Source organism: Mesorhizobium sp. C277A (genome assembly GCF_040324395.1).
Classification (GTDB): Bacteria; Pseudomonadota; Alphaproteobacteria; order Rhizobiales; family Rhizobiaceae; genus Mesorhizobium.
This window is the reverse complement of the sequence record NZ_JAMYVW010000002.1, coordinates 4,291,496-4,317,602: the sequence shown is the minus strand read 5'-3', so window position 1 is coordinate 4,317,602 and position 26,107 is coordinate 4,291,496. Positions and strand designations below refer to the sequence as shown.

General features: G+C 63.7%; 25 protein-coding genes and 1 tRNA gene. 13 read left to right on the top strand and 13 right to left on the bottom strand.

The annotated features are described in order from the left end of the window. Positions 1-32 precede the first annotated feature (32 nt). Positions 33-117: transfer RNA gene (locus NKK52_RS21205), tRNA-Leu, on the top strand. A gap of 188 nt (positions 118-305) precedes the next feature. Here the strand turns inward: NKK52_RS21205 and NKK52_RS21200 are convergent. From NKK52_RS21200 to NKK52_RS21165, 8 genes are all read right to left on the bottom strand, one after another. Then, positions 306-881, bottom strand: a complete 576-nt coding sequence (locus tag NKK52_RS21200; protein ID WP_023673757.1) for a cation efflux transmembrane domain-containing protein — start codon at positions 879-881, stop codon at positions 306-308. Between the two features lie 139 nt (positions 882-1,020). Then, a complete protein-coding gene (locus NKK52_RS21195; protein WP_023685315.1) occupies positions 1,021-2,172 on the bottom strand; it encodes a YncE family protein in 1,152 nt (383 codons plus the stop codon). A 75-nt stretch (positions 2,173-2,247) separates the two neighbouring features. Beyond that, entirely contained in the window at positions 2,248-3,528 is a 1,281-nt protein-coding gene (locus NKK52_RS21190) for a GNAT family N-acetyltransferase (protein ID WP_023685314.1), read from the bottom strand. Continuing rightward, positions 3,528-4,931 carry a lipopolysaccharide biosynthesis protein gene (locus NKK52_RS21185; RefSeq protein WP_023685313.1) on the bottom strand — a complete coding sequence of 468 codons (1,404 nt, stop codon included), beginning with the start codon at positions 4,929-4,931 and terminating at the stop codon, positions 3,528-3,530. The genes NKK52_RS21190 and NKK52_RS21185 overlap by 1 nt, the downstream gene beginning before the upstream one ends. Positions 4,932-5,408: 477 nt before the next feature. Next, positions 5,409-6,182 (bottom strand): hypothetical protein, encoded by a 774-nt coding sequence (locus NKK52_RS21180; RefSeq protein WP_156939301.1) that lies wholly within the window; start codon positions 6,180-6,182, stop codon positions 5,409-5,411. Then, positions 6,164-7,213, bottom strand: a complete 1,050-nt coding sequence (locus NKK52_RS21175) for a hypothetical protein (protein WP_156939300.1) — start codon at positions 7,211-7,213, stop codon at positions 6,164-6,166. Before NKK52_RS21175 ends, NKK52_RS21180 begins: the two co-directional genes overlap by 19 nt. A 502-nt stretch (positions 7,214-7,715) precedes the next feature. Further along, complete coding sequence (locus NKK52_RS21170; protein ID WP_023685309.1) at positions 7,716-8,219, bottom strand: hypothetical protein; 504 nt, start codon at positions 8,217-8,219, stop codon at positions 7,716-7,718. A gap of 435 nt (positions 8,220-8,654) precedes the next feature. Further along, a complete protein-coding gene (locus NKK52_RS21165; protein WP_023685308.1) occupies positions 8,655-8,927 on the bottom strand; it encodes a DUF4242 domain-containing protein in 273 nt (90 codons plus the stop codon). Between the two features lie 244 nt (positions 8,928-9,171). On the opposite strand from NKK52_RS21165, the gene NKK52_RS21160 reads away from it, so the two are divergent. Next, positions 9,172-11,760: a helix-turn-helix transcriptional regulator gene (locus NKK52_RS21160; protein WP_352629750.1), complete on the top strand. Its 2,589-nt coding sequence runs from the start codon at positions 9,172-9,174 to the stop codon at positions 11,758-11,760. Positions 11,761-11,976: 216 nt separating this feature from the next. On the opposite strand, the gene secA is transcribed toward NKK52_RS21160, so the two are convergent. Beyond that, positions 11,977-14,709 (bottom strand): preprotein translocase subunit SecA, encoded by a 2,733-nt coding sequence (gene secA, locus NKK52_RS21155; RefSeq protein WP_023685797.1) that lies wholly within the window; start codon positions 14,707-14,709, stop codon positions 11,977-11,979. 244 nt (positions 14,710-14,953) lie between these two features. On the opposite strand from secA, the gene NKK52_RS21150 reads away from it, so the two are divergent. After that, positions 14,954-15,874 (top strand): peptidylprolyl isomerase, encoded by a 921-nt coding sequence (locus tag NKK52_RS21150; RefSeq protein ID WP_023685796.1) that lies wholly within the window; start codon positions 14,954-14,956, stop codon positions 15,872-15,874. A gap of 46 nt (positions 15,875-15,920) precedes the next feature. Here the strand turns inward: NKK52_RS21150 and NKK52_RS21145 are convergent, their stop codons facing one another. Then, positions 15,921-16,508 carry a TetR/AcrR family transcriptional regulator gene (locus NKK52_RS21145; RefSeq protein WP_023685795.1) on the bottom strand — a complete coding sequence of 196 codons (588 nt, stop codon included), beginning with the start codon at positions 16,506-16,508 and terminating at the stop codon, positions 15,921-15,923. 139 nt (positions 16,509-16,647) lie between these two features. Beyond that, positions 16,648-17,877 (bottom strand): caspase family protein, encoded by a 1,230-nt coding sequence (locus tag NKK52_RS21140; RefSeq protein ID WP_023714959.1) that lies wholly within the window; start codon positions 17,875-17,877, stop codon positions 16,648-16,650. Between the two features lie 169 nt (positions 17,878-18,046). On the opposite strand from NKK52_RS21140, the gene argJ reads away from it, so the two are divergent. The 5 genes from argJ (at position 18,047) to NKK52_RS21115 (ending at position 21,196) form a co-directional block, all read left to right on the top strand. Continuing rightward, the gene (gene argJ / locus NKK52_RS21135; RefSeq protein ID WP_023685793.1) at positions 18,047-19,288 is read left to right on the top strand and encodes a bifunctional glutamate N-acetyltransferase/amino-acid acetyltransferase ArgJ; all 1,242 of its coding nucleotides are present in this window, start codon (positions 18,047-18,049) and stop codon (positions 19,286-19,288) included. A gap of 29 nt (positions 19,289-19,317) precedes the next feature. Continuing rightward, the gene (locus NKK52_RS21130) at positions 19,318-20,067 is read left to right on the top strand and encodes a GNAT family N-acetyltransferase (RefSeq protein ID WP_031204465.1); all 750 of its coding nucleotides are present in this window, start codon (positions 19,318-19,320) and stop codon (positions 20,065-20,067) included. Continuing rightward, positions 20,064-20,480: an 8-oxo-dGTP diphosphatase MutT gene (gene mutT / locus NKK52_RS21125; RefSeq protein WP_023685791.1), complete on the top strand. Its 417-nt coding sequence runs from the start codon at positions 20,064-20,066 to the stop codon at positions 20,478-20,480. Before NKK52_RS21130 ends, mutT begins: the two co-directional genes overlap by 4 nt. A gap of 97 nt (positions 20,481-20,577) precedes the next feature. Then, entirely contained in the window at positions 20,578-20,886 is a 309-nt protein-coding gene (locus NKK52_RS21120; protein ID WP_023685790.1) for a hypothetical protein, read from the top strand. A gap of 127 nt (positions 20,887-21,013) precedes the next feature. After that, a complete protein-coding gene (locus NKK52_RS21115; RefSeq protein ID WP_023685789.1) occupies positions 21,014-21,196 on the top strand; it encodes a Flp family type IVb pilin in 183 nt (60 codons plus the stop codon). A 12-nt stretch (positions 21,197-21,208) separates the two neighbouring features. Here NKK52_RS21115 and NKK52_RS21110 read toward each other — a convergent pair whose 3' ends face one another. Further along, on the bottom strand, positions 21,209-22,081 hold the full coding sequence (locus NKK52_RS21110) for a methyltransferase domain-containing protein (protein ID WP_352629743.1): 873 nt from the start codon (positions 22,079-22,081) through the stop codon (positions 21,209-21,211). Positions 22,082-22,152: 71 nt separating this feature from the next. On the opposite strand from NKK52_RS21110, the gene NKK52_RS21105 reads away from it, so the two are divergent. From NKK52_RS21105 to NKK52_RS21090, 4 genes are all read left to right on the top strand, one after another. Beyond that, on the top strand, positions 22,153-22,938 hold the full coding sequence (locus NKK52_RS21105; RefSeq protein WP_198026958.1) for a ComF family protein: 786 nt from the start codon (positions 22,153-22,155) through the stop codon (positions 22,936-22,938). 22 nt (positions 22,939-22,960) lie between these two features. Beyond that, a complete protein-coding gene (gene grxC / locus NKK52_RS21100) occupies positions 22,961-23,242 on the top strand; it encodes a glutaredoxin 3 (RefSeq protein ID WP_023804564.1) in 282 nt (93 codons plus the stop codon). A gap of 86 nt (positions 23,243-23,328) precedes the next feature. Continuing rightward, on the top strand, positions 23,329-24,195 hold the full coding sequence (locus NKK52_RS21095; protein WP_023804565.1) for a carbon-nitrogen hydrolase family protein: 867 nt from the start codon (positions 23,329-23,331) through the stop codon (positions 24,193-24,195). Beyond that, entirely contained in the window at positions 24,192-24,617 is a 426-nt protein-coding gene (locus NKK52_RS21090; RefSeq protein WP_023685783.1) for a DUF1178 family protein, read from the top strand. The genes NKK52_RS21095 and NKK52_RS21090 overlap by 4 nt, the downstream gene beginning before the upstream one ends. Positions 24,618-24,621: 4 nt before the next feature. Here NKK52_RS21090 and NKK52_RS21085 read toward each other — a convergent pair whose 3' ends face one another. Beyond that, positions 24,622-25,107 carry a MarR family winged helix-turn-helix transcriptional regulator gene (locus NKK52_RS21085; RefSeq protein ID WP_023672979.1) on the bottom strand — a complete coding sequence of 162 codons (486 nt, stop codon included), beginning with the start codon at positions 25,105-25,107 and terminating at the stop codon, positions 24,622-24,624. A gap of 85 nt (positions 25,108-25,192) precedes the next feature. Here NKK52_RS21085 and NKK52_RS21080 point away from each other — a divergent pair, with 85 nt between their 5' ends. Beyond that, the gene (locus tag NKK52_RS21080) at positions 25,193-26,098 is read left to right on the top strand and encodes a DMT family transporter (protein WP_023685782.1); all 906 of its coding nucleotides are present in this window, start codon (positions 25,193-25,195) and stop codon (positions 26,096-26,098) included. Positions 26,099-26,107 lie beyond the last annotated feature (9 nt).

Below are 26,107 nucleotides of genomic sequence, written 5' to 3'. Positions count from 1 at the left end.
TAGTCCGCGCCCATCCAGGCCTTTGGGCCTGAGCCCCTATGGCGGAATTGGTAGACGCGCTCGACTCAAAATCGAGTTCCGCAAGGAGTGCTGGTTCGATTCCGGCTAGGGGCACCATTTTTGATCTCACGCCAGTTCGCTTCGCTCATGGGCTCCGATGGGGCGGCCTGACCGGCCGACGGGCGGTCGCCCTTGCGAACCCTCCGGGTTCGAACAGTGCCTCGAACACAGAGCCAACCGCGGCTGCTGAGGATGACAGCGATAGCGCCAATCAGCGGCGGCCGGTAGCCCCGCACTACGTGCTCTCAGGCCGCCGCACGGTGTTCTTCACGGGCAGCTTCCCACACTTCGCGGGCCGCGTCGGCGTTCATGACCGCGATCCCCAATCCCACCGCCAAATCGGGCCACGCGGAATGCCAGAGCAAGGCCGTGACCAACCCTGCGGCAATAATGGCGATGTTGGCCAAGGCGTCGTTGCGGGCCGACAGGAAGGCCGCCTTTGTGAGGCTGCCGCCACGATGCCGGTGCGCGGCCAGCATGTAGGCGCAGGACAGGTTGACGGCGAGAGCGCCAAGTCCCGCCAAGGTCAAGGCGATGGGCTGCGGCGGCACCGGCACGTTGAACTTCTCCCAAGCCGTCCAGAGCGTTGCCAGACCCGGCATGAGAAGGATGAGCGCCAATGCCATCCCCACCCGCGCACGGGAGCGCACAGACCAGCCAAGTGCGAGCAGGATAAGGAGGTTCACGGAAGCATCTTCAAGAAAGTCGATGCTGTCGGCGAACAGGGACACTGATCCAATGGCGAGCGCCACAGCGAACTCGATCCCGAAATAGGCAAGATTGAGAAGCGCGACGATGAGGACGATGCGGCGAAGGTTCATCTTCTGGCAGTATCCGAAACCAGTGTGTGGAGCTACAGCTTCGCGGTTTCCAAGGAAAGCCCCTGCTCGTTCCGGGTCCCGGCCGATGGGCGGTTGCCCTTGCGACCTTTTGCGTTCGAGCCGCGCCTCGAACACGGACTTAGCGCATATTCCCCGTATGCCCTTGCGAATACCGCCCCGGCTGTGGCCACACCGTCAGGCCGTGCGGCTCTGAGCCAACCCGAAACTTGGTCACCGCGCCTGATGTCGTGTCGATCATGTAGGCGGCACTGTCGAAGCGGCCGGACAGCCATAGTTGTTTGCCGTCGGCGCTGACGTTGCCCATGTCGGGGCTGCCGCCGCCGGGGATCGGCCAAAGTGCTACGACCGCGCGGGTGGCGAAGTCGATCACGCTCACGCTGCCCGGTCCCTTTGCCTTGCCCTGCTCCATCTTGTGCGAGCCCCGGTTCGAGACATAGAGCCGCTTGCCGTCGCGGCTGACGACGAAGCCATGGGCGCCGATGCCGGTCGGGATGAAGCCGATCTCTTTGAAACTGTCGCCATCGACGAGGAACACGCCGTCATTCATCATGTCGGCGACGTAAAAAACCTTGCCGTCGGGCGAGAGGCGGATGTCCTGCGGCATGCCCATTTTCGAGAAGTCGAGATGGCCAAGCACCTTCTGGTTCTTCAGGTCGATCTTGGCCAACCCGCCATTGCCGTATTCGCAGGTGAAGATCGCGTAGGCGCCGTCGACGGAGAAATCGGCGTGGTTGATGCCGGGACAAGTGGGCGTCGGCAGGGCCGACTTCAGCGCCATGGTGTGAGGATCGCGGAAATCGAGCCGCTCCAGGGCTTCGTCGACGACGATGGCCGCGCCCGGCATGAAATACAAATTGTAGGGATCGTCCACGGCGATCTGCGGGCCGGGCTTGCCGGTCATCGGGTCGATCGGCGTCAGGCTGCCGTTCTTGCCGGTGCCATTGTTGGCGACCCACAGCGTCTTCAGGTCCCATGACGGCACGACGTGCTGCGGTTTGCTGCCGACCGGGAACCTGTCGACTTCCTTGAGTGTCATGGTGTCGATCACCGTGACGCTGTTGGAGGAGCGGTTCGGCACATAGACGCGCGGCAGTGCACCCAGCGTGGCCGGGCTGAGATGGCCGGCGGCGGTGTGGCTGTAGATGTTGATGGACGGCGCGGGCTCGCTGCAATCCTCGGGACAGCTATCGGCCCAGGCGCGGACAGGCAGCAGTGCAAGCAGCGAAAAGGCCGCACGGGGACCGGCGTGACGCAAAAAGGTTCTGATCATCAGGATGGCTTGTCGTGAAGGCCGGCCGAAATTGCCGCCGGAGCCATAGCTGGTGTCTTGCCGTTGATCCAGTGGCTATCGCCGTCCCAGCAAACTCTTCACGCGGTTGCGCAGCAGGCGGGCCATGTTGCGGGTCTCGCGGTAGAGATGCAGCTGCGAGGCGGCCTGGCGGGCCAGCCGATCGGCATCCGGCGTCAGTCCGATCACCAGCGAGCCCATCGGCTTGCGCTCGCTCCACAGCCGGCTCATCACCGGGTGGTCGGGCACGGCGCAGGAATCCGTCATCATGATGTTGGGGTCGTCGAGATGCTGCCTGGTCACCTCGATCATCAGCAGCGTGCCCGGCGAATAGGTCGCCAGCGTCTCGTCATAGGCGGTCTTCCAGGTGTAGGCGACGCCGGCTTCGACGAAGACGACCAGGCAGGCGATCGTGCGGCCGTCCAGCGTCAGCGAATGGATGCGGCACATGTCGTGCTCGGCCAGCCGGTGCACGGCCTCGCGGGCAAAGGCGGCGCGGTAGCGGTCGATGGCCATGGCGGTGCGCTCGCGGCCCTTCCAGCCGGCCGCTTCCAGCGTCAGGAAACTTTCGATGGCGTGGCGGATTTCGTCCGGTCCCCGCGCCACGACATGTTCCAGCTTGCCGAGATCGCCCAGGCGCCGTTTCAGGCGGCGGAATTCGCGGTAGTGGTGCGCGCGCAGCGATGCTTTCAGATAGGCCTCGCCGTCGAGCGTGCTTTCGAGCACCGGCCGGTCCGCCTTGCCGGTGGTGACCATTGTCAGGCCGCGCGTCTCGGCAACGGTGGCCAGCACGCTGGCCAACGGGCCGTCGAGGCGCATGTCGGGCAGCACGAAGACCTTCGGCAACTTGAGATGCGGCCGCGACAGCATGCCGAAGAAATCCTCGACGACGCCGATCGGGTCGTCGTGGTCGACCAGCGGCGTGCCGATCGGGCCGAACGGGCTCGACCATGTGCGCATCACCGGAACGCCGAGCGGCACCGCCGGCCGCTCGACCGAGAACGGCACCAGCAGGCGCAGCCGGTTGCGGTATTCGTCGCCGTCGCGGATCACTGCCAGCTTGACCTCGCGATCTTCCAGCCGGGGCATGGCCGGCGCCAGAAAGCGCGGGTTGAAGAAGACGTTGGGCTCGATCGTGCGGGTGCACAGATAGTCGAGCTCCTCGACCAGTTCGAAGCCGGCCGAAGCCGGATAGATCGCCAGCTTGCGCAACGGCCGGTTGTTGGCGAGGATCTCGAGATGCGCCGGATCGGCGTCGCGCGCCAGGCCGGCAAGGCCCGACACCATGGCGCCGGCCGGACCGCCGCTGGTTTCCTCGATCAGCGGGATGGCGGCCATCAGGCGGCTCCCCTGGCAGCAGGCACGAAGATCAGCATGACGATGCCGAGCTTGCGCCAGACGGTGAAGGACAGGGCGCTGGCCTCGAAGACCATGGCGAGGCTGGTGGCGATCGCCGCGCCCCACAGGCCGAAGAACGGGATCAGCACCACGTTGAGACCGATGTTGAAGGCCAGCGTCATGGCATAGACGGCGGCGCAGATGTTCTGGTTGCCGCTCATCGTCAGAAGGCTTTCGCAAGGGCCGACGGCGGCGCGCGCCACGACGCCGAAGACCAGCAGGAACAGCAGCGGATAGCCGGCGGTGAATTCGGGACCGAACAGCACCAGCATCGGCTCGCCGAGCGCCAGCACCAGCAGCGCCATCAGCAGCGACGGCCAGAAGGTCCACGACACGGTCTCGCGGGCGAAGGCGGCGAGCCTTTCCGGCTCGCCGTGGGTGAACTGCGCAAAGCGCTGGGCAACGCCGGCCTTGACGGAGAAATAGACGAAATGCACCAGCGCCAGCGTCTTGACGGTGGCGAAATAGACGGCGACGTCATTGGGCTGGAGATAGGCGCCGACCATCAGCACGTCGGCGTTGGTGAGCAGGAAGAAGAAGCTCTCGACCAGGAAGATCGGCAGCGAGACGATGAACCACTCGGCGAAATGCACCTTCATCGGCCCGGCCGGGATATTCCTGCCCATGCGCGTGGTCACGCCGATGAGCTGGCCGAGCGTGGTGGCGTAGGTGGCGGCGATCGAAGCGAAGATCGCGGTCCTGGCGTCGGGCGCATAGCCCATTGCCAGCATCAGCGCCATCAGCGCCAGGATCAGCACCGGCCGCACCAGATAGGTCGGCGACAGCGCAAACAGCGCCCAGGAATTGGCGCGTGACTGGCCTTGCAGCAGGTCGCCCATGGCGATCATCGGCAGGCAGAACAGGCCGAGGATGAAGGGCATGACATAGTAGCTCTCGATCCAGTTCGCGCACAGCCAGACGCCCAGTGCGCCTAGTCCGGCGATTGCGGTCGAGGCAATCAGCACGAACAGGCGGCTGGCGACCACGATGCCGCGCAGCTCGGCCATCATGTTGCGTTCGCGGTATTCGGGGATGAAGCGGATGACCGAGGTGTGGAAGCCGAGGCAGGCGAGGTTGCCGACGATGACCATCGTCACCCAGACGAGGACGAAGATGCCGTATTCGAACGAGCCCATCCAGCGCGCCATCAGCACCTGGCTGATGAAGGCGATGACGGCGCTGACGATGCGGATGGCAAAGGCGATCAGCGACATGCGCCCGGCTTCGCCGCGCTCGTCGGCGGTGAACAGCACCGCATCGATGCGGCCAAGCAGAGGCCCCATGCGCAGCGCCAAGCGCTGCGGCAAGAACCGCCCGGCCGTCGTCGCCGCGGAAAAGCGCACCCCGATGTCTCTCCGTTTTCCGCCTGTTTCCAAGGTTTCGGTGTAGCGGAGACACATTAAGAAAGGGTGGGCGGGGTGCGGGTGCGCAGGGGACGAAAAGCCAACGATTTGGCTTTTCGAGCGACGAACGGTGAGACCCGGTCCGCCTTCGGGCGGATCAGAAAGTCCAGCGGACCTTTTGAAGGGTCTGAACGCCCGAAGGGCAGGGAGCCATAGCGGAGAGCCGGCAGGCCGCCAGTGCGCGGCGCGCGCGACGAGTATCAAAATCTGCTGGCGTGGGGAAACTTCCCAGTGATGCGCGATTCGCGTCTTGAGGCGAACCCATCTGGCCGAGCACGCTGCCGGGTCGGTCCAGCTGGCGGGAGAGACTAGCCTTCGGCGCCGAAGAACAGTCTGAGCTCTTCCACGAAGGTGCGCCGACCCGGTATTATGGCGCAAACGCCACGGGCGGCGGTCGATGATAGCCCGCCTCCTGCCCTATTCGTTTTGGTCGCTTTCGTTGCCTCTTTCGGAATAAATCAGGCCAATGCGATTATATGGAGGCCAACCTCCACTGAAGGTGAGGCGGTGATTTGTAAATCGGCGTCTGCCAAAGGTGTCGTTGTATTCGACGCGACCATAAAGATAGAGCATCTTCCTTCCGGCAATGACATCGGCAATTTCGTCCGGAGCTACCTGGTCGGTTCTGTTGATCCATTTGCTGTTAAAGCCGCCTGGGGCCAGAGTGTTGGGAACAGCGCCATCCAACGGCGGGATTGTCAAAACTTCATCTTGTTCTTCCGGCGTACAAATTGCGATCTGCGCCCAATGAATGAGGTTGTATGCCGGAGTTTGGCCAGAATTCTTGATGTGGATCGAGCACCCGATAAACCCAATGAGGTCTTTCACTTGGGGTTCGTTCTCAGGCAAGCCTCTATCGAAAAAGCCGGCGGAATCTACAAAGACGTAAGCTCGCAAAGCGTGCCTGGAATGCCTTCGGCCATCCACAACCAGAAAGCCAGTGCCGATTCCAAGCACAACAGTGAACAAGGCTATGATCACCGTCGAAAGGGCCACCGGGTCATAGAGCGTCCGCTCCCAAAAGGTTTCGCCTACTTCATTTTTGGGGTCTTGTTCTTTGGCAGCGTCGGCGGGGCTTTGCTGGCGTTCTTGGACAGCCGGCGGCGGTTGTTCTAGCCACCATGGATCAGCTTGCGCAACACCACATAGCGCGAAGAAAAACCCTATCGCGACTAGGCGGATGGCTGGCATGGATCAAGGTCCGCGCTTTCGGAAGGTTCGGCGCTGTTGCCATAGTTATGATAGCGGGCCTTTTCGCGCCCAATGACGCTTCTGGTGGCGTTGGGCGGATCGATCATTTCAAGACCTTTAAGCCTACCGTCCGTCGAATAGCGGTGGCAGAATCTTGTCCAGCAGGCATCGCCATACCCGTTGTCGTACTTGGCAATTCCAAAGACGTACATGTTGTAGTGTTCAACAGCGAGAGCGGCTATGGGAGGATTGTCTTCGCTCCCCTGCAGCATGTCTCCTCCGGGGTTTACAACCCTATCGGAGTAAGTGGTGCGGTCTTCCGAGGCGTCGAAGTCTTTGGTCCTGTTTCGCGGGTCTTCTTCGGACAGAGCCGACAGCTTCATTTTGACTATCAGTGTCACGTTGCGAGCCGGCAATCTGCCAACGTTGCGCAACCGCACCTGACCTATCACCTCCATTCTGCCGATCAGCTGGTTGATGCCGTCTGGCTCGACTGTAAGGTAGGCGCGCAATTCCTTTTTGGCGGTATCTCGTGCGCTTATGAACTGCAACCGTACAATGGCGTGTTGCTTCTCGATTATGTCGGTTTGGCGTCCGGTGATGAGCATCTGCCTTTCGGCGGTATCAGCAAGCTTTTTAGAGATGGCCTTTTGCTCTTCCCCCGCCTTCCAGAGCCGGTCTGTGGAAGTCCTCAGCATGTAGGTAAAAACAGCAAGCAGCGCGGTGAAGACGACCAAAAAGAAACCCTCATGGGCGTCAATAAATTCGATAACGCGCAGGCTAGCGTTGCCGAATTGGTCTATCTTGTCGGGTGCCTTCTCTACTTCCTTATCCCCTTCGCCGGCATTCGTTTGGCTGACTGGGGACGTGGTCGCTTGGGGCGGAGCATTTTCGTTTGTTGGTGCCTTCTGACCTTGGGCGGCCCCGTGCTCCTGGCTATCGTTCGATGACGCTGATCCCGCCTGGGCTATTGCCCCAAGCGTGGCCAGTACGAAGACCGCAACAAGGACGATCCCCCTCAGCAATGCCAAAGCTACCCCCGAAGCCCCTAAATATCTTCTAGTGTTACGCTTTCCCGGCCAGTAGCCGCAAGTGGAGCCAAAAAGAAATGCGCCGGCATAGTTGCACGAGCAAGCTTGTTGGCAATGCTGGCCTTCTTTTCATTGAAAATGGTGCGGCTGAAAGCGGCGTAGAACAGATACGCCAGCCCTGGCCGGAGGGGCGTCGTTAAGCAAACAGCAGTGAATCATCCAGGAAAATGAAAAACCCGCCTCGGCGGCGGGTCGTCGGCGCAAATCAGCACCATGCCCATAAACCATAGCATAGTTGTGGGCACAACGCCACAAGGGAGATGGAAACGCTTTCCGTTGGCCACCGGCCCGTACATCACAGCGTTGGGTTTGGCGACGAGGGCGGCATAAAAGGCGAGCGAACGCCGGGGAAGACTGGGGAGCCGGTCGGCGTTTCGCTCGCCCCTCCCCCGCCAAGGGGGATGGCAGGCACCGGGTGTCCGGTGCCGGAGGTGTCGGAGGGTTACATCCCCTTCACCGCGTCGCAGGACACGTTCGGGTTCATGTCGGCGAAGGCGCCGGTCGGGTTCTGTTTCCAAGCCCAGACATGCAGTTCGTAGAACGGGCCGAGGCCGTAGCGGTTGGGGGCGCTGTTGAAGTTGAACAACTGGCCTTCGAGCGAGGCCGGGCCTTTCGAGGTGATGTATTCGACCGCTATCAGCTTCAGGCTGCCGTCGGCCGTCGGCTCGTACATCACCGCTTCCGGCTTGGCGACATCGACGGCATCGTCCTTGAGATAGGCGCCGTTGACATAGTGGATGCCCATGGCGCCGCCGGTGATGCCGCTGGCGCAAGGGATGGGGGCATAGCCTTCGGCGGTGGCGGCTGCCACATTTTCGAAGCGGCTGTTGGCTGCGCGCACCTTTTCGGCCAACGGGTTGGCGTCGTGCGCCTGGGCGGCCGCACCCGCCGCGATCGAGATGGCGGCGAAAGCCGCGAAGCGTGTCGTCCAAAGCGTTTTGGTCATGGTCTTCCGTCCGTTTGTTGACGCTCGAGGCGGCGGCGGCCGATGCCGAAACGCCTGCGGCGTTGGTTTAGGATTTGGTTTGTCCGTCCCGGTTCATGCGATGCGGCTTCCGTTGCCGGGCTTTGGCCGCAGCCATTAAAAACCATGCAAAATCAACGATCCCAAAAGTAATATTGCCAATATTCCTGCGGGACGTCCCGCTCCGATAGCCCGATGTCGCGCCTCAGATAGCCGCCTTCCGGGGGCAAGCGCCGCCTTTCAGACAGATACGCAGGCAGCTTCGACGCGAACCGCCATAGACGGCCGAGCACGGAGGTTGGCCGGCCGGTCTTTCCCAGGACAGGCCCGATTCCACCGTGCGGCAGGCCATCAGGCAGTTCGCCACAGCCGCGAAGGACAGTTTGATGCTCATCATCGTGGCGACCGAACGCAGGATCAGAGGTAAAAGTAAGGGTCAAGAACCCGCACCTCCGTGATCTTGTCGACCGGCAGCGAGTTTTTCTGAGCGGTGCTGCGGATCGCTTCGGGCGTCGGCGCGTCGTAGATGCAGAAGCTGTGCTTCTTGTCGGGCGTGACGAAGGACTGGATCCAGGTGACGCCCTTTTCGGCATTGCGCATGACGACGCCGCCGACCGCAGTGGCGCCGATGTCGGTCATCGGAATGTTGAGGCCGTCCGGAAATGTGCGTTCAATCAGATAGCGAGGCATGGAAGACTTCCTTTTCCATTGATTCACGCTCGGTCGGAGCGCGGCTGGACGTTGACCACGCCGGCCCGGCCCGCGCATCGGAACGATTCCCCATATTGGACGGGACGATTCCCTATATTGCCGTCGTTCTTTGTGGAAAGAGGCACGGCAATGTGTGCAAAGTCACATTGCGGCGCTTTCTTCACGGGCTAATCGTGAGCGGCCCGCCATGGTGGGAAAACTCCGATCCTGTGAGACGATGACAATGATGCTTCTGGAACGGCAGACGCAGCTGCAGCAGTTGGAGAGCCTGCTTGGCGATGCAATAGGCGGCCATGGCCGCGTCGCCGTGCTGGCCGGGGAGGCCGGCGCCGGCAAGACGGCGCTTGTCGAGGCATTCGCGGCCCGTGTCGGAGAGAGCGCGGCGACGTTGCGCAGCGCTTGCGAGGATCTGTCGATCCCCGATCCGCTGGGGCCGCTTTACGATCTGGCCCGTGAGGCGCAATGGGCGCTGCCGCGCGCAATCGACGCCCGGCATGGGCAGAGACTGCCGCTGTTTTCCGATGCGCTCGACGCTTTTGCGGCCAAGGGGCCGTGCCTGCTGATCATCGAAGACCTGCACTGGGCCGACGATGCGACGCTCGATTTCGTGCGCTTCCTCGGCCGGCGTATCGTCAACACCCACATCCTGCTGTTGCTCACGGCGCGCACCGACCGCAGCGAGGGACAGATGCGGGTGCGCCGCGCCCTGGGCGAAATCCCGGCCGGCAGCGTGGCGCGCATCGACGTGCCGCTGCTCAGCCAGGCGGCCGTGCTGTCGCTCGCCGATGCGGCCGGACGCGATGGCGACGCCATCTACCGGGCGACCGCCGGCAATGCCTTCTTCGTCACCGAATTGCTGTCGGCCGAAAACGAAACGGCGCTGCCGGCAAGCGTGCGCGACGCCGTGTTGGCGCGGGCTGAACGGCTGTCGCCAGGCGCCCGCGCAATGCTCGACGCGGTGTCGGTGTTTCCGCGCCGCGCCGACGCCTGGGCCCTGCAGGGCCTGTGCGGCGTCGCCAGCGCCGGCCAACTGGCCGAGTGTGTCGCCAACGGGCTGCTCGACGATCTGGGCGACGGCTACGCCTTCCGCCACGACATCGCGCGACGCGCCATCGAAATGATGCTGACGACGTCGCACAGGCGGCAATTCAACCAGCGTGCGCTGGCGGCACTGCTCGAAAATGGCGACGTCTCCACAGGCCGCCTGGTCCATCATGCGGTCGAGGCGCACAATCTGGCGGCGGTGCGCGAACTTGCGCCAATCGCCGCGCGCGAGGCGTCGCGCGTCGGCGCCCATCGCGATGCCGCCGGCTATTACGAGATCGCCCTGCAGCAGGCCGACAGCCTGCCGGTGATCGAGCGCGCCGCGCTCTACGAAAGTCATGCCTTCGAGTGCCATCTCATCGGCAAGATCGATGATGCGCTTGCAGCGCAGGGACAGGCGCGCCGGTTGCATCAGGCAGACGGCAACAGGCTGAAGGAGGGCGACAGCCTGAGATGGCTCTCCCGGCTGAGCGAAATGGGCGATGACCGCGAGGCGGCGGCCGCCTTCGGCGCCGAGGCTGTGGCGATGCTGGAAGCGGCTCCCGCCGGTCCCGAACTCGCCATGGCCTATTCGAACCTTTCGCATCTGGCGATGCTGTCGGAGAGGGTGGAGGACACGCTGTTCTATGGCGAGAAGGCAGCGGCGCTGGCTGCGCGGATGAACCGTCCCGACATCGCCTCGCATGCCCTCAACAATGTCGGCTGCGTCGAGCAGTGGCTCAATCCGGATGCCGGACGCCTGCGCCTCGACCAAAGCCTTGAAATTGCGCTCCAGGGCAATTTCCAGGAACATGCCGCGCGCGCCTTCACCAACCGCGCCTGTTTCGAGATCACCCAGATGAGCTACGACGCGGCACGTCCGGTGCTCGAGAGCGGCATCCACTATTGCACCGAGAACGACCTCGGCACCTGGCGCGACTATCTCAGGGGCATGCTGGCCGATGTGCAACTGCGTCAGGGCCAATGGGATGAGGCCGCCGCGACGGCAAGCGATGTCATCGACAATGAGCGGACAACCACCGTGGGCCGGTTTCCGGCGCTGCTGGCACTGGCGAAACTGCGCCTGAGGCGCGGCGATCCCTCGGCCGAGCCGCTGTTCGCCGAAATGGCGCGTCTGGTCGGAAGCGGCGGCGACCTGCAGATGCTGAGCTCTTACGCGGCGCTGATGGCGGAGCAGGCATGGCTGGGCCTGGCCGACAGGCAAGAAGCGCTGGCGCTGATCACCCGCGCCGAAACGCCGGTGCGCTCGCGTGCCCATGTCGGGGAGCTGGCGCTGTGGCGAACATTGCTCTCTCCCGATATGCCGGCCGGCGACACCGCCGAGATGGCGACACCATACCGGCTGCTCCTGACCGGCGACTGGCGTTCGGCTTCGGCACTCTGGTCCGAATTGAATGCGCCATACGAGCGCGGACTGGCGCTCATCCTCGGCGATGACGAGGGGCAGCGTCTGGCATTGGATATTTTCGACGGCCTGGGGGCAAGGCCGGCGGCCCAGCGCCTGCGCGATATCATGCGCAAGAACGGCGTTGGCGGCATCGCCCGCGGCCCGCGCCGCTCGACGCGCGCCAACCTCGCCGGCCTCACCTTGCGCCAGATGCAGGTGCTGCAGCTGATCGAACGTGGTCTCTCCAACAAGCGGATCGCCGAGCAATTGACGATTTCGCCAAAGACGGTCGATCACCATGTCTCGGCGGTGCTGGGCAAGCTGGATGCGGTGTCGCGCGGCGAGGCGACAGCGACCGCGCGCGATTCGGGGTTGTTGTAAGGTTTTGACGAGGGTTGGACCGAGAGGTCGCGATCCTTCGCACCCCCCTCTGTCCTGCCGGACATCTCCCCCTCAAGGGGGGAGATTGGCTGTCATCGCGGCTTTCGCCAATTGTCGAAGTTGAAAGAAGTCAGAGCGCCGCAACTGCTGATCTCCCCCCTTGAGGGGGAGATGGCCGGCAAGCCAGAGGGGGGTGCTGTCCCGCCGACCCAATGATCAAGCAAACGCGCCGTGGCAGTGCTTGTATTTCTTGCCGGAGCCGCAGGGGCAGGCTTCGTTGCGGCCGATCTTGCCCCAGGTCGCCTGGTTGTTCGGATCGCGGTCTTCGGGAGCGACGATGGCGTTGCTCTCCTGGCGGACCAGAAGTGCGGTCTCGCCACCCTCGAAATCGTCCTCGCCCGTGGTGCCGTCAATGTGGCTGCCGAACATTTCAGGCGCTTCGGGCGGCGGCGCTTCGGCGGCCTGGCGGACCAGTTCGACGCGCATCAATTGCGCGGTGACGGCCTGGCGCAGATTGCCGAGCAGCGCCTGAAACAGCTCGAACGCCTCGCTCTTGTATTCCTGCAGCGGGTCGCGCTGGGCGTAGCCGCGGAAGCCGACGACCGAACGCAGATGGTCGAGGTTGACGATGTGCTCGCGCCACAGATGATCGAGCGTCTGCAACACCACCGAGCGTTCGACATAGCTCATCACGTCTGGGCCGAAGCGCTCGGCGCGCTCCTTGGCGGCGTCGTCGGCGGCCTTGGTCAGGCGCTCGCGGATGTCGTCCTCGGCAATGCCTTCTTCCTTGACCCAGTCCTCGACCGGCAGGTCGAGATTGAGGAATTCGGCGACCTCGGCCTTGAGGCCGGCGACGTTCCACTGCTCGGCATAGGCGTTTTCGGGGATGTTCTTGGTGACGATCTCCTCGATGACGCCTTCGCGCATCTCGGCGATCGTCTCGGACAGGCCTTCGCCGTCCATCAATTCGATGCGCTGCTCGAACACCACCTTGCGCTGGTCGTTCGAGACGTCGTCGTATTTCAACAGGTTCTTGCGGATGTCGAAGTTGCGCGCTTCGACCTTCTTCTGCGCCTTTTCCAGCGCCTTGTTGATCCACGGATGGATGATGGCCTCGTCTTCCTTGAGGCCAAGCTTCTGCAGCATGCCGTCCATGCGCTCGGAGCCGAAGATGCGCATCAGATCGTCCTGCAGCGACAGGAAGAATTTCGAACGGCCGGGGTCGCCCTGGCGGCCGGAGCGGCCGCGGAGCTGGTTGTCGATGCGGCGCGATTCATGGCGCTCGGTGGCGAGCACGTAGAGGCCGCCGGCGGCTAGCGCCTTTTCCTTCAGGCGCTCGACATCGGCAATGATTTCCTTTTCGCGCGCCTCTCGCTCGGGACCAGCAGGCATGTCGCCCAGTTCGTCCTCGATGCGCATCTCGGCGTTGCCGCCGAGCTTGATGTCGGTGCCGCGTCCCGCCATGTTGGTGGCGATGGTGATGGCGCCGGGTTTGCCGGCCTGGGCGACGATGGCGGCCTCGCGCTCGTGGTGGCGGGCGTTCAACACCTCGAAATCCTTGAACCCTTCCTTGCGCAGGCGCTCGGCCAGCTGCTCGGATTTTTCAATGGAGGTGGTGCCGACCAGCGTCGGCTGGCCCTTGGCGCGCGCTTCCTTGATCTCCTTGACGATCGCCTTGTACTTCTCCTCGACCGTCCGGTAGACCTCGTCGTCCTCGTCCTTGCGGATGACCGGCAGATTGGTCGGGATCTCGGTGACTTCGAGGCCGTAAATGTTGCCGAACTCCTCGGCCTCGGTCAGCGCCGTGCCGGTCATGCCGGACAGTTTCTTGTAGAGACGGAAATAGTTCTGGAAGGTGACGGATGCCAGCGTCTGGTTTTCCGGCTGGATCGCCACATGCTCCTTGGCTTCGAGCGCCTGGTGCAGGCCTTCCGAATAGCGGCGGCCCGGCATCATGCGGCCGGTGAATTCGTCGATGATGACGATCTCGTCGTTGCGGACGATGTAGTCCTTGTCCTTCTGGAACAGCCGGTGCGCCTTCAGCGCGTTGTTGACGTGGTGGACGATGGCGACGTTCTCGACGTCATAGAGCGACTCGCCCTTGAGCAGGCCGGCCGCGCGCAGCAGGTTTTCCAGCTTCTCGGTGCCTTCCTCGGTGAAGATCGAGGTCTTCTGCTTCTCGTCGATCTCGTAGTCGGCTGGGCCGAGCTGCAGCATGAAGGCATCGATGGTGTTGTACATTTCCGAACGGTCCTCGAGCGGACCGGAAATGATCAGCGGCGTGCGCGCCTCGTCGACCAGGATGGAATCGACTTCGTCGACGATCGCGTAATTGTGGCCGCGCTGCACCATCTGCGCGCGCTCATACTTCATGTTGTCGCGCAAATAGTCGAAGCCGAGCTCGTTGTTGGTGGCATAGGTAACATCGGACGCGTAGGCGACGTGGCGTTCCTCGTCGGACAGGCCATGGACGATGACGCCGACCGAGAGGCCGAGGAATTTGTAGACGCGGCCCATCCATTCGGAGTCGCGGGTGGCAAGGTAGTCGTTTACGGTGACGACATGGACGCCCTTGCCGGCAAGCGCGTTGAGATAAACGGGCAGGGTGGCGACCAGGGTCTTGCCCTCGCCGGTACGCATTTCGGCGATGCCGCCATTGTGCAGCACCATGCCGCCGATCAGCTGCACGTCGAACGGGCGCATGCCGAGCACGCGGCGGGATGCCTCGCGGACGGTGGCGAAGGCCGGCACCAGCAGGTCATCGAGCGTGGCGCCGTTGGCGATATCCTGGCGGAATTTTTCCGTGCGGGCCTGAAGCTCGGCGTCGGACAGCGCCCGCATCTCGTTTTCCATGGCGTTGATCGCCTCGACACGCGGCCGGGTCGATTTTACGCGACGATCGTTGGAGGAACCGAAAACCTTACGGGCGAGACCGCCGAGACTGACCATCCGATGGTCCTTTCGATAGAATTCTCAATTTTGAGATGAGCGCCGGCCGGCCCCATCAATTCCGCGTGAAACGCGGACAAACACAAAAAGCGCCCGGAAAACGGTTCTGGACGCAAAGTCGTTGGACAGATAAGAGGGGGCTCAACTGATGTCAACGCCGCGTTAGCCCTATGGGCAGCGCCAAATTCCGCCACAATCCGGCTGATCTGCAAGCCCTACCAATCCCCCCTTGGAGTTAATCTTGATGTCCTTACTGTTTCGCCGTGCGTCGCTCGCCAGCCTTGGCTTGGCTTTCGGCCTGTCGGCCCTGTCGCTGTTTCCGCTGATGGCCCAGGAAGCCGCTCCCGCCCCGGCCGATGCCGCAGCAGCGCCGGCGGCAGCCCCCGTCGATCCGAACGCCGTTATCGCTACCGTCAATGGCCAGAAGCTGACCGAGGCGGACCTTGGGCTTGCCGAGGGCGAGCTGTCGCAGCAGTTCTCGCAGTTGCCACCCGAGCAGCGCCGCGCCGCCGCCCTTTCGGCGGCCATCGAAATCCGCGTCATGGCCGCCCAGGCGGTCGCTACCGGGCTCGACAAGGATCCCGAATTCCAGCGCCGCATGGCGTTCCTGCAGCAGCGCGCGCTGCATGGCGAGATGGTCGAGAAGGGCGTCGTCGACAAGGTTACCGATGCCGAGGTGCGCGCCCGCTACGACCAGGAAATCGCCAGCACGCCGCCGGTCAATGAGATTCATGCCCGTCACATCCTCGTGAAGACGAAGGAAGAGGCCGAGGCGATCATCAAGCAGCTCGATGGCGGTGCCGACTTCCAGAAGCTCGCCAACGAGCATACCAGCGATCCCTCGGGCAAGACCAATGGCGGTGATCTCGGCTGGTTCGGCCCGGGGCAGATGGTGCCGGAATTCGACAAGGCGGCAGTTGCGCTCGAAATCGGCAAATACACCAAGGAGCCGGTGCAAACGCAATTCGGCTGGCATGTCATCAAGCTCGAGGACAAGCGCACCAAACAGCCGCCGGCCTTCGACGACGTCAAGGACCAGGCCAAGCAGGCGGTGATCCGCGACAAGTATTTCGCACTGGTCAAGCAGCTGCGCGGCGCCGCCAAGGTCGAAATCCCCGACGCCAATCTGAAGAAGGCCGTCGACACGATGGAAGCCGGCAAGTAAGGCCGGCACCGAAAAAACATGCAAAGGGCGCCGTTCGGCGCCCTTTTCAATTGCGGGAGATGCCTGACATCACATAGCGGACAGTGGCACGGATTGTCGCCTCATCTTCGTCCAGCCGGTTGGTCAAAAGGTGTTTCCAGGCATAGGAAGCGATGAGGTCGGCGACCAGCGCTGCGTCGATATCGGCCGCAACCTCGCCGCGCGCCTTGGCGCGCTCGATGATCCGAGCGGTGTGGGACACGCGCCCATCGGCATAGCCAGTCAGGGCCGCGGCCGCCGCTTCGTCCGACTGGGCCTCGGCGATCAGCGAGCGGAATACGCTGCCCGAGGATGTGTCGCGCCAATGCGCGAAGAGGTTCCTCAGGAAACCGACGAGGTCGTCTTCGAGACTGCCGGTACCGGGGACGTCGACACGCTTTTGCCGCTTGTAGACCTCTAACAGCAAGGCCGCCTTGCTCGGCCACCAGCGATAGATCGTGGGTTTGCCGGCGCGCGCCCGCCGCGCCACGGCCTCTATGGAGAAGCCGGCATAGCCGGCCTCGACCAGCACCGCCTCCGCGGCCTCGAGAATGGCCTCGGCGCTGTCTGGGTTGCGCCGCGCCCCGATCGATCTGCGCGCCGGATCCTCGCCCATGTCTGTCCTCGCCAACAATCTCGCCGGCAATCCTGGCCAACAATCTCGCCGGCAATATAGGTGAGCTGGCAGGCAAACGAAACGGCCCGTTTCCAGCGCTTGTAGAAGCAGGCCTCACGTTCGCCCTGCGCGGGGATTTTCAGTTCATCGCTTGCGAGGTTTCCGAGGCGATCCGCCACTGGCCGTCGCTCTTCACCAGCCCAAGCGTGACGCGTGCCTTGCCGGTCATGCGCGCCGCCGATTTGTCTTTCGACATATAGTCGTAGCTCATCGCGAACACGGCTTCGGCGCGGTTCTCGCCCTGCCGCGTCACATTGAGGCTGCCGGGCTCGAGACTGAACGACCAGGATGCAAATTGCGCGAACCAGTCCGTCTTGAGCTTGACGACGGCGTCGCTGTCATAGCGCGTGCCGAAGATGGTGGCGGAAGGCGCATAGAGCCGCTTGACGGTCTCGCCGATCGCCGCGGCATCGGGCGCAAGATAGTCGTCGCGCAGGAATTTCTCGATTGCGGTCTTGTCGTCGCCTACAGACCGTTCGAGTGCCGCAACCTTTGTTTCGGGCGCCGGGGGGACGGCGGGCTTCGGCTGTGCAACCGTTTCGCCGCCGGGCACAAACTCAAACCGTTCGAGCAGCGAACCCTGTTCCCATGGGCGCTGTCCCTCGCGGGTTTCGGAGACCACGTCGCGGCGCACCGCGATCATCATGTCGTTGATGCTCTGGCCGGGCTCGGCCATGTGTCGCAGCAGGGCGGCGGCGAACGGTGAATTGCGCCCGGTGCCGTCCATGGCGACAGCGCCTGGCGCCGTCGAGAAGGCGATGAAGGAGCCGCGCGTCGAATCGAACTGCGCCAGACCGGCAAGCGCCGTTGCCGAGCGCGTGGTGGCGGTGCGGCTCAGGCTGCGGGCAAAGGGATTGTTGCGGCAGGCGTCAAGGAAAACCAGGCTGACCTTGGTCTGCTGCTCCATGATGTCGAGGACTTCGTCGATCGGCACGGCTTCGAGCTGCAGCTTGACCGGCATGTCGAGCCGGGCGTCGACCGGCACGATGTAGTTGCGCCCTTCCACCTGCAAGCCGTGGCCGGCGTAATAGAAAAGCCCGACGCCCGCACCTTCCAGCGCATCGGAAAATTCGCCGATCTTGCGCTCGAGTTCGCGCTTGCCGAGATCGTTGCCCTCGATGACGTCGAAGCCGATCGAGCGCAGCTTGCCGGCAATATCGAGCGCATCGTTGACCGGATTGGTGAGCGTGCCGGCTTCGGCATAGGTGCCATTGCCGATGACCAGCGCCACGCGCCGTTCCGGCTGCGCATCGGCGCTCAGGAGCAAAAGCCCCATAAACGCCACCGCCAAGATCACCAGCCTGCCCATGGCCGATATCATAACGCCAGAGGCCCCGCCGACGCCAACGGATTTGAAATGCAAGCTTAATCCCTGGTGGCTTGCCCACAGCGGCGGCCAAGAAAACGCCCTTGCGCCGGGCCGTGCTATCGGGCAAACCGGCCTTCGCCTAGCGTTTTTCCGTCGCCCGAGGTCCCCAATGTACGCAACGATTTCGCCGCTCGCGCCGAAGAAATATCCCAAAATGCCTGCCATTGAGGGCGTGCGCATCGCCACCGCAGAGGCCGGGATCAAGTACAAGAACCGTACCGACCTCTTGGCCATAGTCTTCGATGCCGGCACAGCGGTTGCCGGCGTGTTCACGAAGTCGAAATGCCCCTCGGCGCCGGTCGACTTCTGCCGCGAGAACCTTGGCGCCGGCAAGGCGCGGGTGCTTGTGGTCAATTCCGGCAACGCCAACGCCTTCACCGGCAAGAAGGGCCGCGCCTCCACCCAACTGACCGGCGAGGCCGCGGCCAAGGCCGCAGGCTGCACGCCAGGCGAAGTGTTCCTCGCTTCTACCGGGGTAATCGGCGAGCCGCTCGACACCACCAAATTCAGCCATTTGCTGGCCGGACTGGTCAAGGACGGCAAGCCGGATCTGTGGACCGAGGCGGCAAAGGCCATCATGACCACCGACACCTATCCGAAAGTGGCGACAGCGACGGTCAAGCTTGGCGACACCGACGTCATCATCAATGGCATCTCCAAGGGCGCCGGCATGATCGCGCCCGATATGGCGACTATGCTGTCCTTCATCGCCACCGATGCGCCGATCGCCGCCCCCGTGCTGCAGGACTTGTTGTCGCGCGGCACGGCCAAGACCTTCAACGCCGTCACCGTCGACAGCGACACCTCGACCAGCGACACGCTGCTGTTGTTCGCCACCGGAGCCGCTGCCAAGCGCGGCGCGCCCGCCATCAGCGATCCCAAGGATGCGCGTCTCGGCGCGTTCCGCCGGGCGCTGGGCAAGGTGCTCAAATCGCTGGCGCTGCAAGTGGTGCGCGACGGCGAGGGCGCCCGCAAGCAGGTCGAAGTCACCGTTACCGGCGCCAAATCGGCGCGCTCGGCCAAGCGCATCGCGCTGTCCATCGCCAATTCGCCGCTGGTCAAGACGGCGGTTGCCGGCGAGGACGCCAATTGGGGCCGCGTCGTCATGGCCGTCGGCAAGGCCGGCGAGCCGGCCGATCGCGACCGGCTGTCGATCTGGTTCGGCGACAACCGTCTGGCGCATGAGGGCGAACGCGACCCGGGCTACTCCGAGGAAGCGATCTCGGCCTATATGAAGCGCGACGACATTCGCATCCGCGCCGATATCGGTATCGGCCGCGGCAAGGCGACGGTGTGGACCTGCGACCTCACCAAGGAATATGTCGCCATCAATGGCGATTACCGGAGCTGATGGAGTTGGCTTCCAGGCATCCGGCAAGCATGCTCGCCATCGTGCGCCGCTACGAGGCTGCGGGGTTTCGCGCCTGGCCGGCGGCGGCCGTGCATTATGACGGCACCTGGGTGGTGCGGCTGACAGCCGGCCATCCGGCCAAGCGGCTGAACTCGGTCAACCCGCTCGATCCCGGCGACACCCAGCACATTGCCGAGCGCATCGGCCGCGCCAGCCGGCGCTTCGACGCCTATGGCAGGCCGCTGACCTTCCGCATCTCGCCGCTGTCGGGGCCGGACCTGGCCAAGCATCTCGACAATGAGGGCTGGAGCACATTCGACGAATCCCTGGTGATGCGGCTGCCGCTGGCGGACGCGCAACTGGCGCCGGCCATGGACCAGATTCCGCTGAAGGATATCAGCCGCTTTCTCGGCGCGTCGCTCAAGGCCAGCGGCTCGGATGCATCGCTGCGGCCCGGTCTTTCGGAAATCATCGGCGCTATCCAACCCGAAGTCGGGCTGTTTGCGCTGGAGGAAGGGGCCGACCCTCTGGCGGTGCTGATCTGCGTCCATGACGGCGATCTTGCCGGTCTGTTCGAGATCGCCACCGCCAAGTCGGCGCGCAATCAGGGCCATGGCCGCAACCTGATCCTGTCGGCGCTGAAGTGGGCGAGGCTGCGTGGCGCTCGCGAAGCCTGGCTGCAGGTCGAGGCCGGCAATGCGCCGGCGCTGGCGCTCTATCGCTCGCTGGGCTTCGACGAAGTCTATCGCTACCACTATCGCCGGCCGCCGGGCGCATGAGCGAGATCACCGGCAAACGCCTGCTGCTGGTCGCCGCGTGCGCGCTGGTCGATACCGATGGGCGGGTGCTTCTGGCGCAGCGGCCCGAGGGCAAACAGCTTGCCGGCCTGTGGGAATTTCCCGGCGGCAAGGTAGAGCCAGGCGAGACGCCGGAACAATGCCTGATCCGCGAACTGCAGGAAGAAATCGGCATCGAGACTGACATTCCTTGCCTGGCGCCGCTCACCTTCGCCAGCCATTCCTATGATGATTTCCATCTCCTGATGCCCCTGTTCGTCTGCCGCCGCTTCCGCGGCATCGCGCAGCCCAGGGAAGGGCAGGCGTTGAAATGGGTGCGGCCAAAGCAGATGCGCGACTATCCCATGCCGCCGGCCGACGCGCCGCTAATCCAGTTCCTCATCGACCTGTTGTGATACAAAGCCATTTCGCGGTCTGATCTAGCCAGCGTTAATGGAAGATTTATCTCGTCGTGAAAAATTGCGGCAAAGCGGGTTCGCGGGGAGCGATTGCATGAGCCTCGACAGGGAATGGGACTCGATCCGGCCAGATCGCAGCTTTCGCGCCGCCGGCGTCGGCTTATTGCGCGTCACGCTGTTGTTCGGCTCGGCCGCAGTGGCGCTGGCGCTGATCGCGGTCCCCATGCTGGACAACCAGACGCGATCATCCAGCCGCGATGCTCTTGCAGGCGGTCTCGACCCGATGAGCACGGGTTCGATCGGCTCGCGGGCCACCTATACGCTGCGCAGAAGCGTGCTGCAGCCCTCACCGAGCTCAGTCTGCATCATCCGCGCCGACGGCCAACGCAGCGGCGACTGCTGACCAACAAGGTCGACACCAGCTTGAGAACTTCCTCAACGCAGGCCCATTTCACAGCCTGTTAAGCTTGTGCCGTTAACCTTTCTTAACAGGTCGGCGATATGGTCGGGGATGAGAGGGATCGACGATCATGAAGCCATTGCTGCGCCGATTTTTGCAGGACGAAACAGGCGCCACGGCCATTGAATATGGCCTGATCGTTGCGGTGCTGTCGCTTGCCATCGTCGGGGGTGTCGGCAAGGCCAGCAATGCGATCCAGTTTCTGTTCAGTGATACCAACAGCAAGCTTGCCAATGCCTTCGCCGAGCACTGATCCGGAGCGCCGTCACCGCCCGCCGGGGTTTTCCAGTATCGTCTTCAGCGAGACCTTCGCCGAACCCGGTTTCAAGGGCTTTTGCTGCGAGGCATCGGGCGCCCAGCCCGACATCCAGACGATGGAAAAGCTTGCCCTGATGCGGCCATCAGCGTCCGAAAAGCGTTCGGCATAGATTTCGGCGGCACGGGTAAAAAGCTTTCGCGCTCCCGGTCGCCGGCTGCGATCGGTCAGCGCGCTGGTTTCGCCCATCGCCCTGAGATCGGCAATGAGGTCGAAGAGGGTATCGTAGCGGACGGTCACCGTTTCGACGTCGGCCACCGGCAGCGCCAGTCCGGCGCGCTGCAGCAGTGCGCCGGCGTCGCGAACATCGGTGAAGGGGATGACACGCGGGCTGGCGCCGCCATAGAGTTCGGTCTCGGCGGCGAGCAGGCTTTCGCGCAATTCGGAAAGCGTGCCGGCGCCGGCAAAGGCGCCGAGGAAAAGCCCGTCGGGCCGCAGAGCGCGGCGGATCTGCACCAGCATGCCGGGAATGTCGTTCATCGCCTGCAACGACAGAAGTGAAACGACGAGGTCGAGGCTTTCCGGCTGGAACGGCACTGTCTCCAGCGGTGCTACCAGCCCTGGCCGGCCGTCCAGAAACGCTGGATTTGCCTCGACGCGCACGATCTCCGCTGCCTTGCCGCTTGCAGCGACCACGTCCGTTGCGTCCGGCGTCTGGCAAAACAGCACCGCGGCCTTGCCGAATTTCCGCTCGACCGCGCCAAGCCGGTCGGCAAGGTCTTCCGCCGCCCGCCGCATCAGAAAATCCGCGCCGGCTACGGGGTGGGCTAGGGCCCTGCGCTTGCGCACCAGCCAAAGTTCAGTATCGATGATCGGCTGCAACGGTAGACATCCTGTTTGTCCGTCTAGTGATATCCTGGCGCGGACGACAAAACCACGTGGCCGATCCGGTGATGGAGATCAAGAGCCTCGCTCAAACCATGTTGAAACTGGCCATGTTGGACTGGCCGGCGCGGATGCTGTTCCCGCCGGTCTGCGCCGGCTGTCGCAGGCACGTCTCGCAACCCGGCGTTTTGTGCGGTGCCTGCTGGCCGAAACTCAGGCTGCTGGAGCGGCCATGGTGCGCGGTGATGGGCACGCCATTCACGCACGATATGGGCGAGGGATTCCTGTCGGCCGAGGCGATCGCCGATCCGCCGCTGTTCGAGCGGGCGCGGGCGGCCGTGGCCTATTCAGGTGTCGCCCGCCAGATGGTGCAAGGTCTGAAATACCAGGATCGCACCGATCTGGCGCCGTGGATGGCGCGCTGGATGCTGCGCGCCGGCGCTGAGCTAATTGCAGACGCCGATGTCGTCGTACCGGTGCCGCTGCACTGGCGGCGCTTCTTTCGCCGGCAGTTCAACCAGTCGGCGGAGTTGGCAAGGGCGGTTGCGCAGCTTAGCGGGCTGCCTTTCTCGCCCTCGGCGGTCCGGCGCGTCAAGCTCACGCGCCAGCAGGTCGGGCTGGAGCGGCAGGAGCGCGAGGCCAATGTCCGCGCCGCCTTCCGTGTGCCTGCGGAAGCCGAAATCGAGATCACTGGGCGCCGCGTGCTTCTGGTCGACGATGTCTACACCACCGGCGCCACCGTACGCTCGGTCGCCAGGGCGCTGAAGAAGGGCGGCGCCGGAGCGGTCGATGTGCTGACCTTCGCGCGTGTCCTGCCGGGGGACTTTCGGGCCGACGAGTCCGCGACTATATAAGGTCGAGGAAAGGCACGGACCGATGCTCGATGTGACGATTTACACCCGTATGATGTGCGGCTATTGCGCGGCGGCCAAGCGGCTGCTCGAACGCAAGGGCGTCGCTTACACCGAGCATGACGCTTCGTTTTCGCCGGAATTGCGCCAGGAAATGATTTCGCGGGCGCATGGCCGCTCGACCTTTCCGCAGATTTTCATCGGCGACACGCATGTCGGCGGCTCCGACGACCTCCACGAATTGGAGGCGCGGGGCCAGCTGGACAGGCTGCTTGCCAACGGCTCGACGACAAAGAGCGGTTCGTAGGGCCGCTCTATGTCTTTGTTTTTATGCAATTTCGGACGGAAAACCGGTACACACTTTTCCTGGAATTGCTCAAAGAGGACGTGACGATGGGTGTTTTCAAGGCGGCGGCGATCCAGATGCGTTCGGGCGAGAGCCCCGAGCGCAACGCGGTCGATCTCGAACGGCTGGTTCGCGAGGCGGCAGGCCTCGGTGCAACCTACATCCAGACCCCGGAAATGACCGGAGCGCTGATTCGCGACAAGGAAGCCAGGGCTGCTTCCTTCACCTCGGAAGACAAGGACATCGTCGTGGCGACCGCGCGCAAGCTCGCCAGCGAACTCGGCGTCTTCTTGCATATTGGCTCTACCGCCATCCTGCGCGCCGACGGCAAGCTCGCCAACCGGGCGCTGCTGTTTGGGCCGGATGGCGCGACGCTCGCCACCTATGACAAGATCCACATGTTCGACGTCGATCTCGACAATGGCGAAAGCTGGCGCGAATCCGCCGCCTATGAGCCGGGCACCGAAGCGGTCGTCACCGAGATCGACGGCGCCAGGCTGGGCTTTGCCGTCTGCTACGATCTACGCTTTCCGCAGCTGTTCCGCGCCGAGGCGATGGCCGGCGCCGACCTCTTGTCGGTGCCTGCCGCCTTCACCCGCCAGACCGGCGAAGCGCACTGGCATGTGCTGCTGCGAGCCCGCGCCATCGAGAACGGCGCCTATGTGGTTGCTGCAGCACAAGGTGGCCTGCATGAGGACGGCCGCGAGACCTATGGCCATTCGCTGATCGTCGACCCGTGGGGTCGCATCATCGCCGAGGCCGTCCATGCCGAGCCGGGCGTGATTATCGGCGAGATCGATACCGCACAGTCGTCGGCCGCGCGCAAAAAAATCCCCAACCTTAGGAATGCGCGCGATTTTGCCGTCAATGCCGGCACGGCTGAAGTGCCGCGGCTCAGGGGCGCGGCTTCGTGATCCGCTTTGCCCTGATCTGCGAGCACGAGCACGAATTCGAGGGCTGGTTTCGCAGCAATGACGATTTCGACACGCAGAGGAAGCGCGGCTTCGTCGATTGCCCGAGCTGCGGCTCGCACAAGGTGCAAAAGGCGCTGATGGCGCCAGCCGTCTCCACCGCGCGGAAGCAGGAAACAATTGCGCTGGCCATGGGCGAAACCCAGAAGCAGGCTTTGGCGCAACTGAAGGCGATGGCCGAGAAGGTGCGCGAGAATGCCGACTATGTCGGCGACAAGTTTGCCGAAGAAGCGCGCAAGATCCATTTCGGCGAGAGCGATGCGCGCGGCATCTATGGCGAGGCGACGTTGGACGAAGCCAAGAGCTTGGCCGAGGATGGCATCGATTTCATGCCGATCCCGAGTTTTCCCGAGGAGCGCAATTGAGCGATCAGCTGGCGCTATCGATCAATTTGCCAAGCAACTGAGCCAGTGCCCCCCGCTCCGTGCCGGTGAGCCCGGCGAGGATTTCATGCTCGTTGGCGACGTGGGCGGTCAGGGCTTCGTCGATCAAGGCCAGACCTTTTTCGGTCAGTTGCACGACAATGCCACGCCGGTCGTTGGGGTGCGGGCCGCGCAGGATCAGTCCGGCCTTCTCCAGCCGGTCGAGCCGGTTGGTCATGGCCCCAGAGGTCACCATCGTCGCCTCGTATAGAGCGGTCGGTGTCAGCGCGTAGGGCTGGCCGGAGCGGCGCAGCGTCGCCAGCACATCGAATTCGCCGGCCTGCAGCCCGAAACGGGCAAACAGCGGGGCGAGGCGCTCGCGGGCGATTAGCGACGAGGCTTCGTTCAGCCGCCCAAGCACCAGCATTGGCGACACCTCCAGGTCCGGCCGTTCCCGCTTCCATTGCTCCACCGCCTTTGCCGCGCGATCCATCTGTCTCACCGCTAAGTATCTTGACGTTAAGAATCTTTGTGGTATGCTACCTCAAGATACAGTTTCGACCCAGTGCCGCAAGTGAGTGACGGGACCATCCGATGAATTTCTCTGGGAATCGGCGCTTGGCCTGCTGGTCGTCACCGGCGGCCTGCTCGGCCTGACCCTGCCGTTCGGCAAGCTGGCGACGGCTGCCGGCGTTCCGGCCATGGTCTGGGCCTTCGTTATCTCGTTCGGCGCCGGGGGCGTGCTGCTGTGCGCGTTGCTCGCGAACGGCGAGCGCATGCGGCTCACCTCGCACAGACTGCGCTATTTCTTCATCACCGCCGCCGTGTCCTACGCCGTGCCCAATCTGCTGATGTTTTCGGCTATCCCGCATCTCGGCGCCGGCTATACCGGCATCATGTTCACGCTGTCGCCGGTCATCACACTGGTGTTTTCGATCCTGCTCGGCGTTCGACGGCCAAATATGCTCGGCAGTATCGGTATCGCCGTCGGCTTCATCGGCGCGGTCATGGTGGCGGTGACTCGCGGCGAGGCCGGCCAGCCGGCCGATTTCTTCTGGGTACTGGTCGGACTTTTGATCCCGGTCAGCCTTGCCGCCGGCAATATCTATCGCACCGTCGACTGGCCCGAAGGCACCGGTCCGATCGAACTGGCCGTCGGCAGCCACCTGGCCTCGGCGACGCTGCTGCTGATCGGCATTCTCACGCTGTTCGGCGTTGGCGCTTTCGCCCCGCTCAGGGCCGTGCCGCTGGTTGTCGTGGCGCAAGTCGCTTCGGCCTCGGCGATGTTTGCCTTCTTCTTCCGGCTGCAGGCCGTGGGCGGTCCGGTCTATCTCAGCCAGATCGGCTATGTGGCGGCGGCCGTCGGCCTGTTTGCCGGAACCATCTTCCTCGGCGAGCACTACCAGTTGCTGACTTGGGCCGGCGCGGTGATCATCACCATCGGCGTGATCATCACCACCAAGGCGCAGAGCCAGAAGGCATAGGGTCTTTGG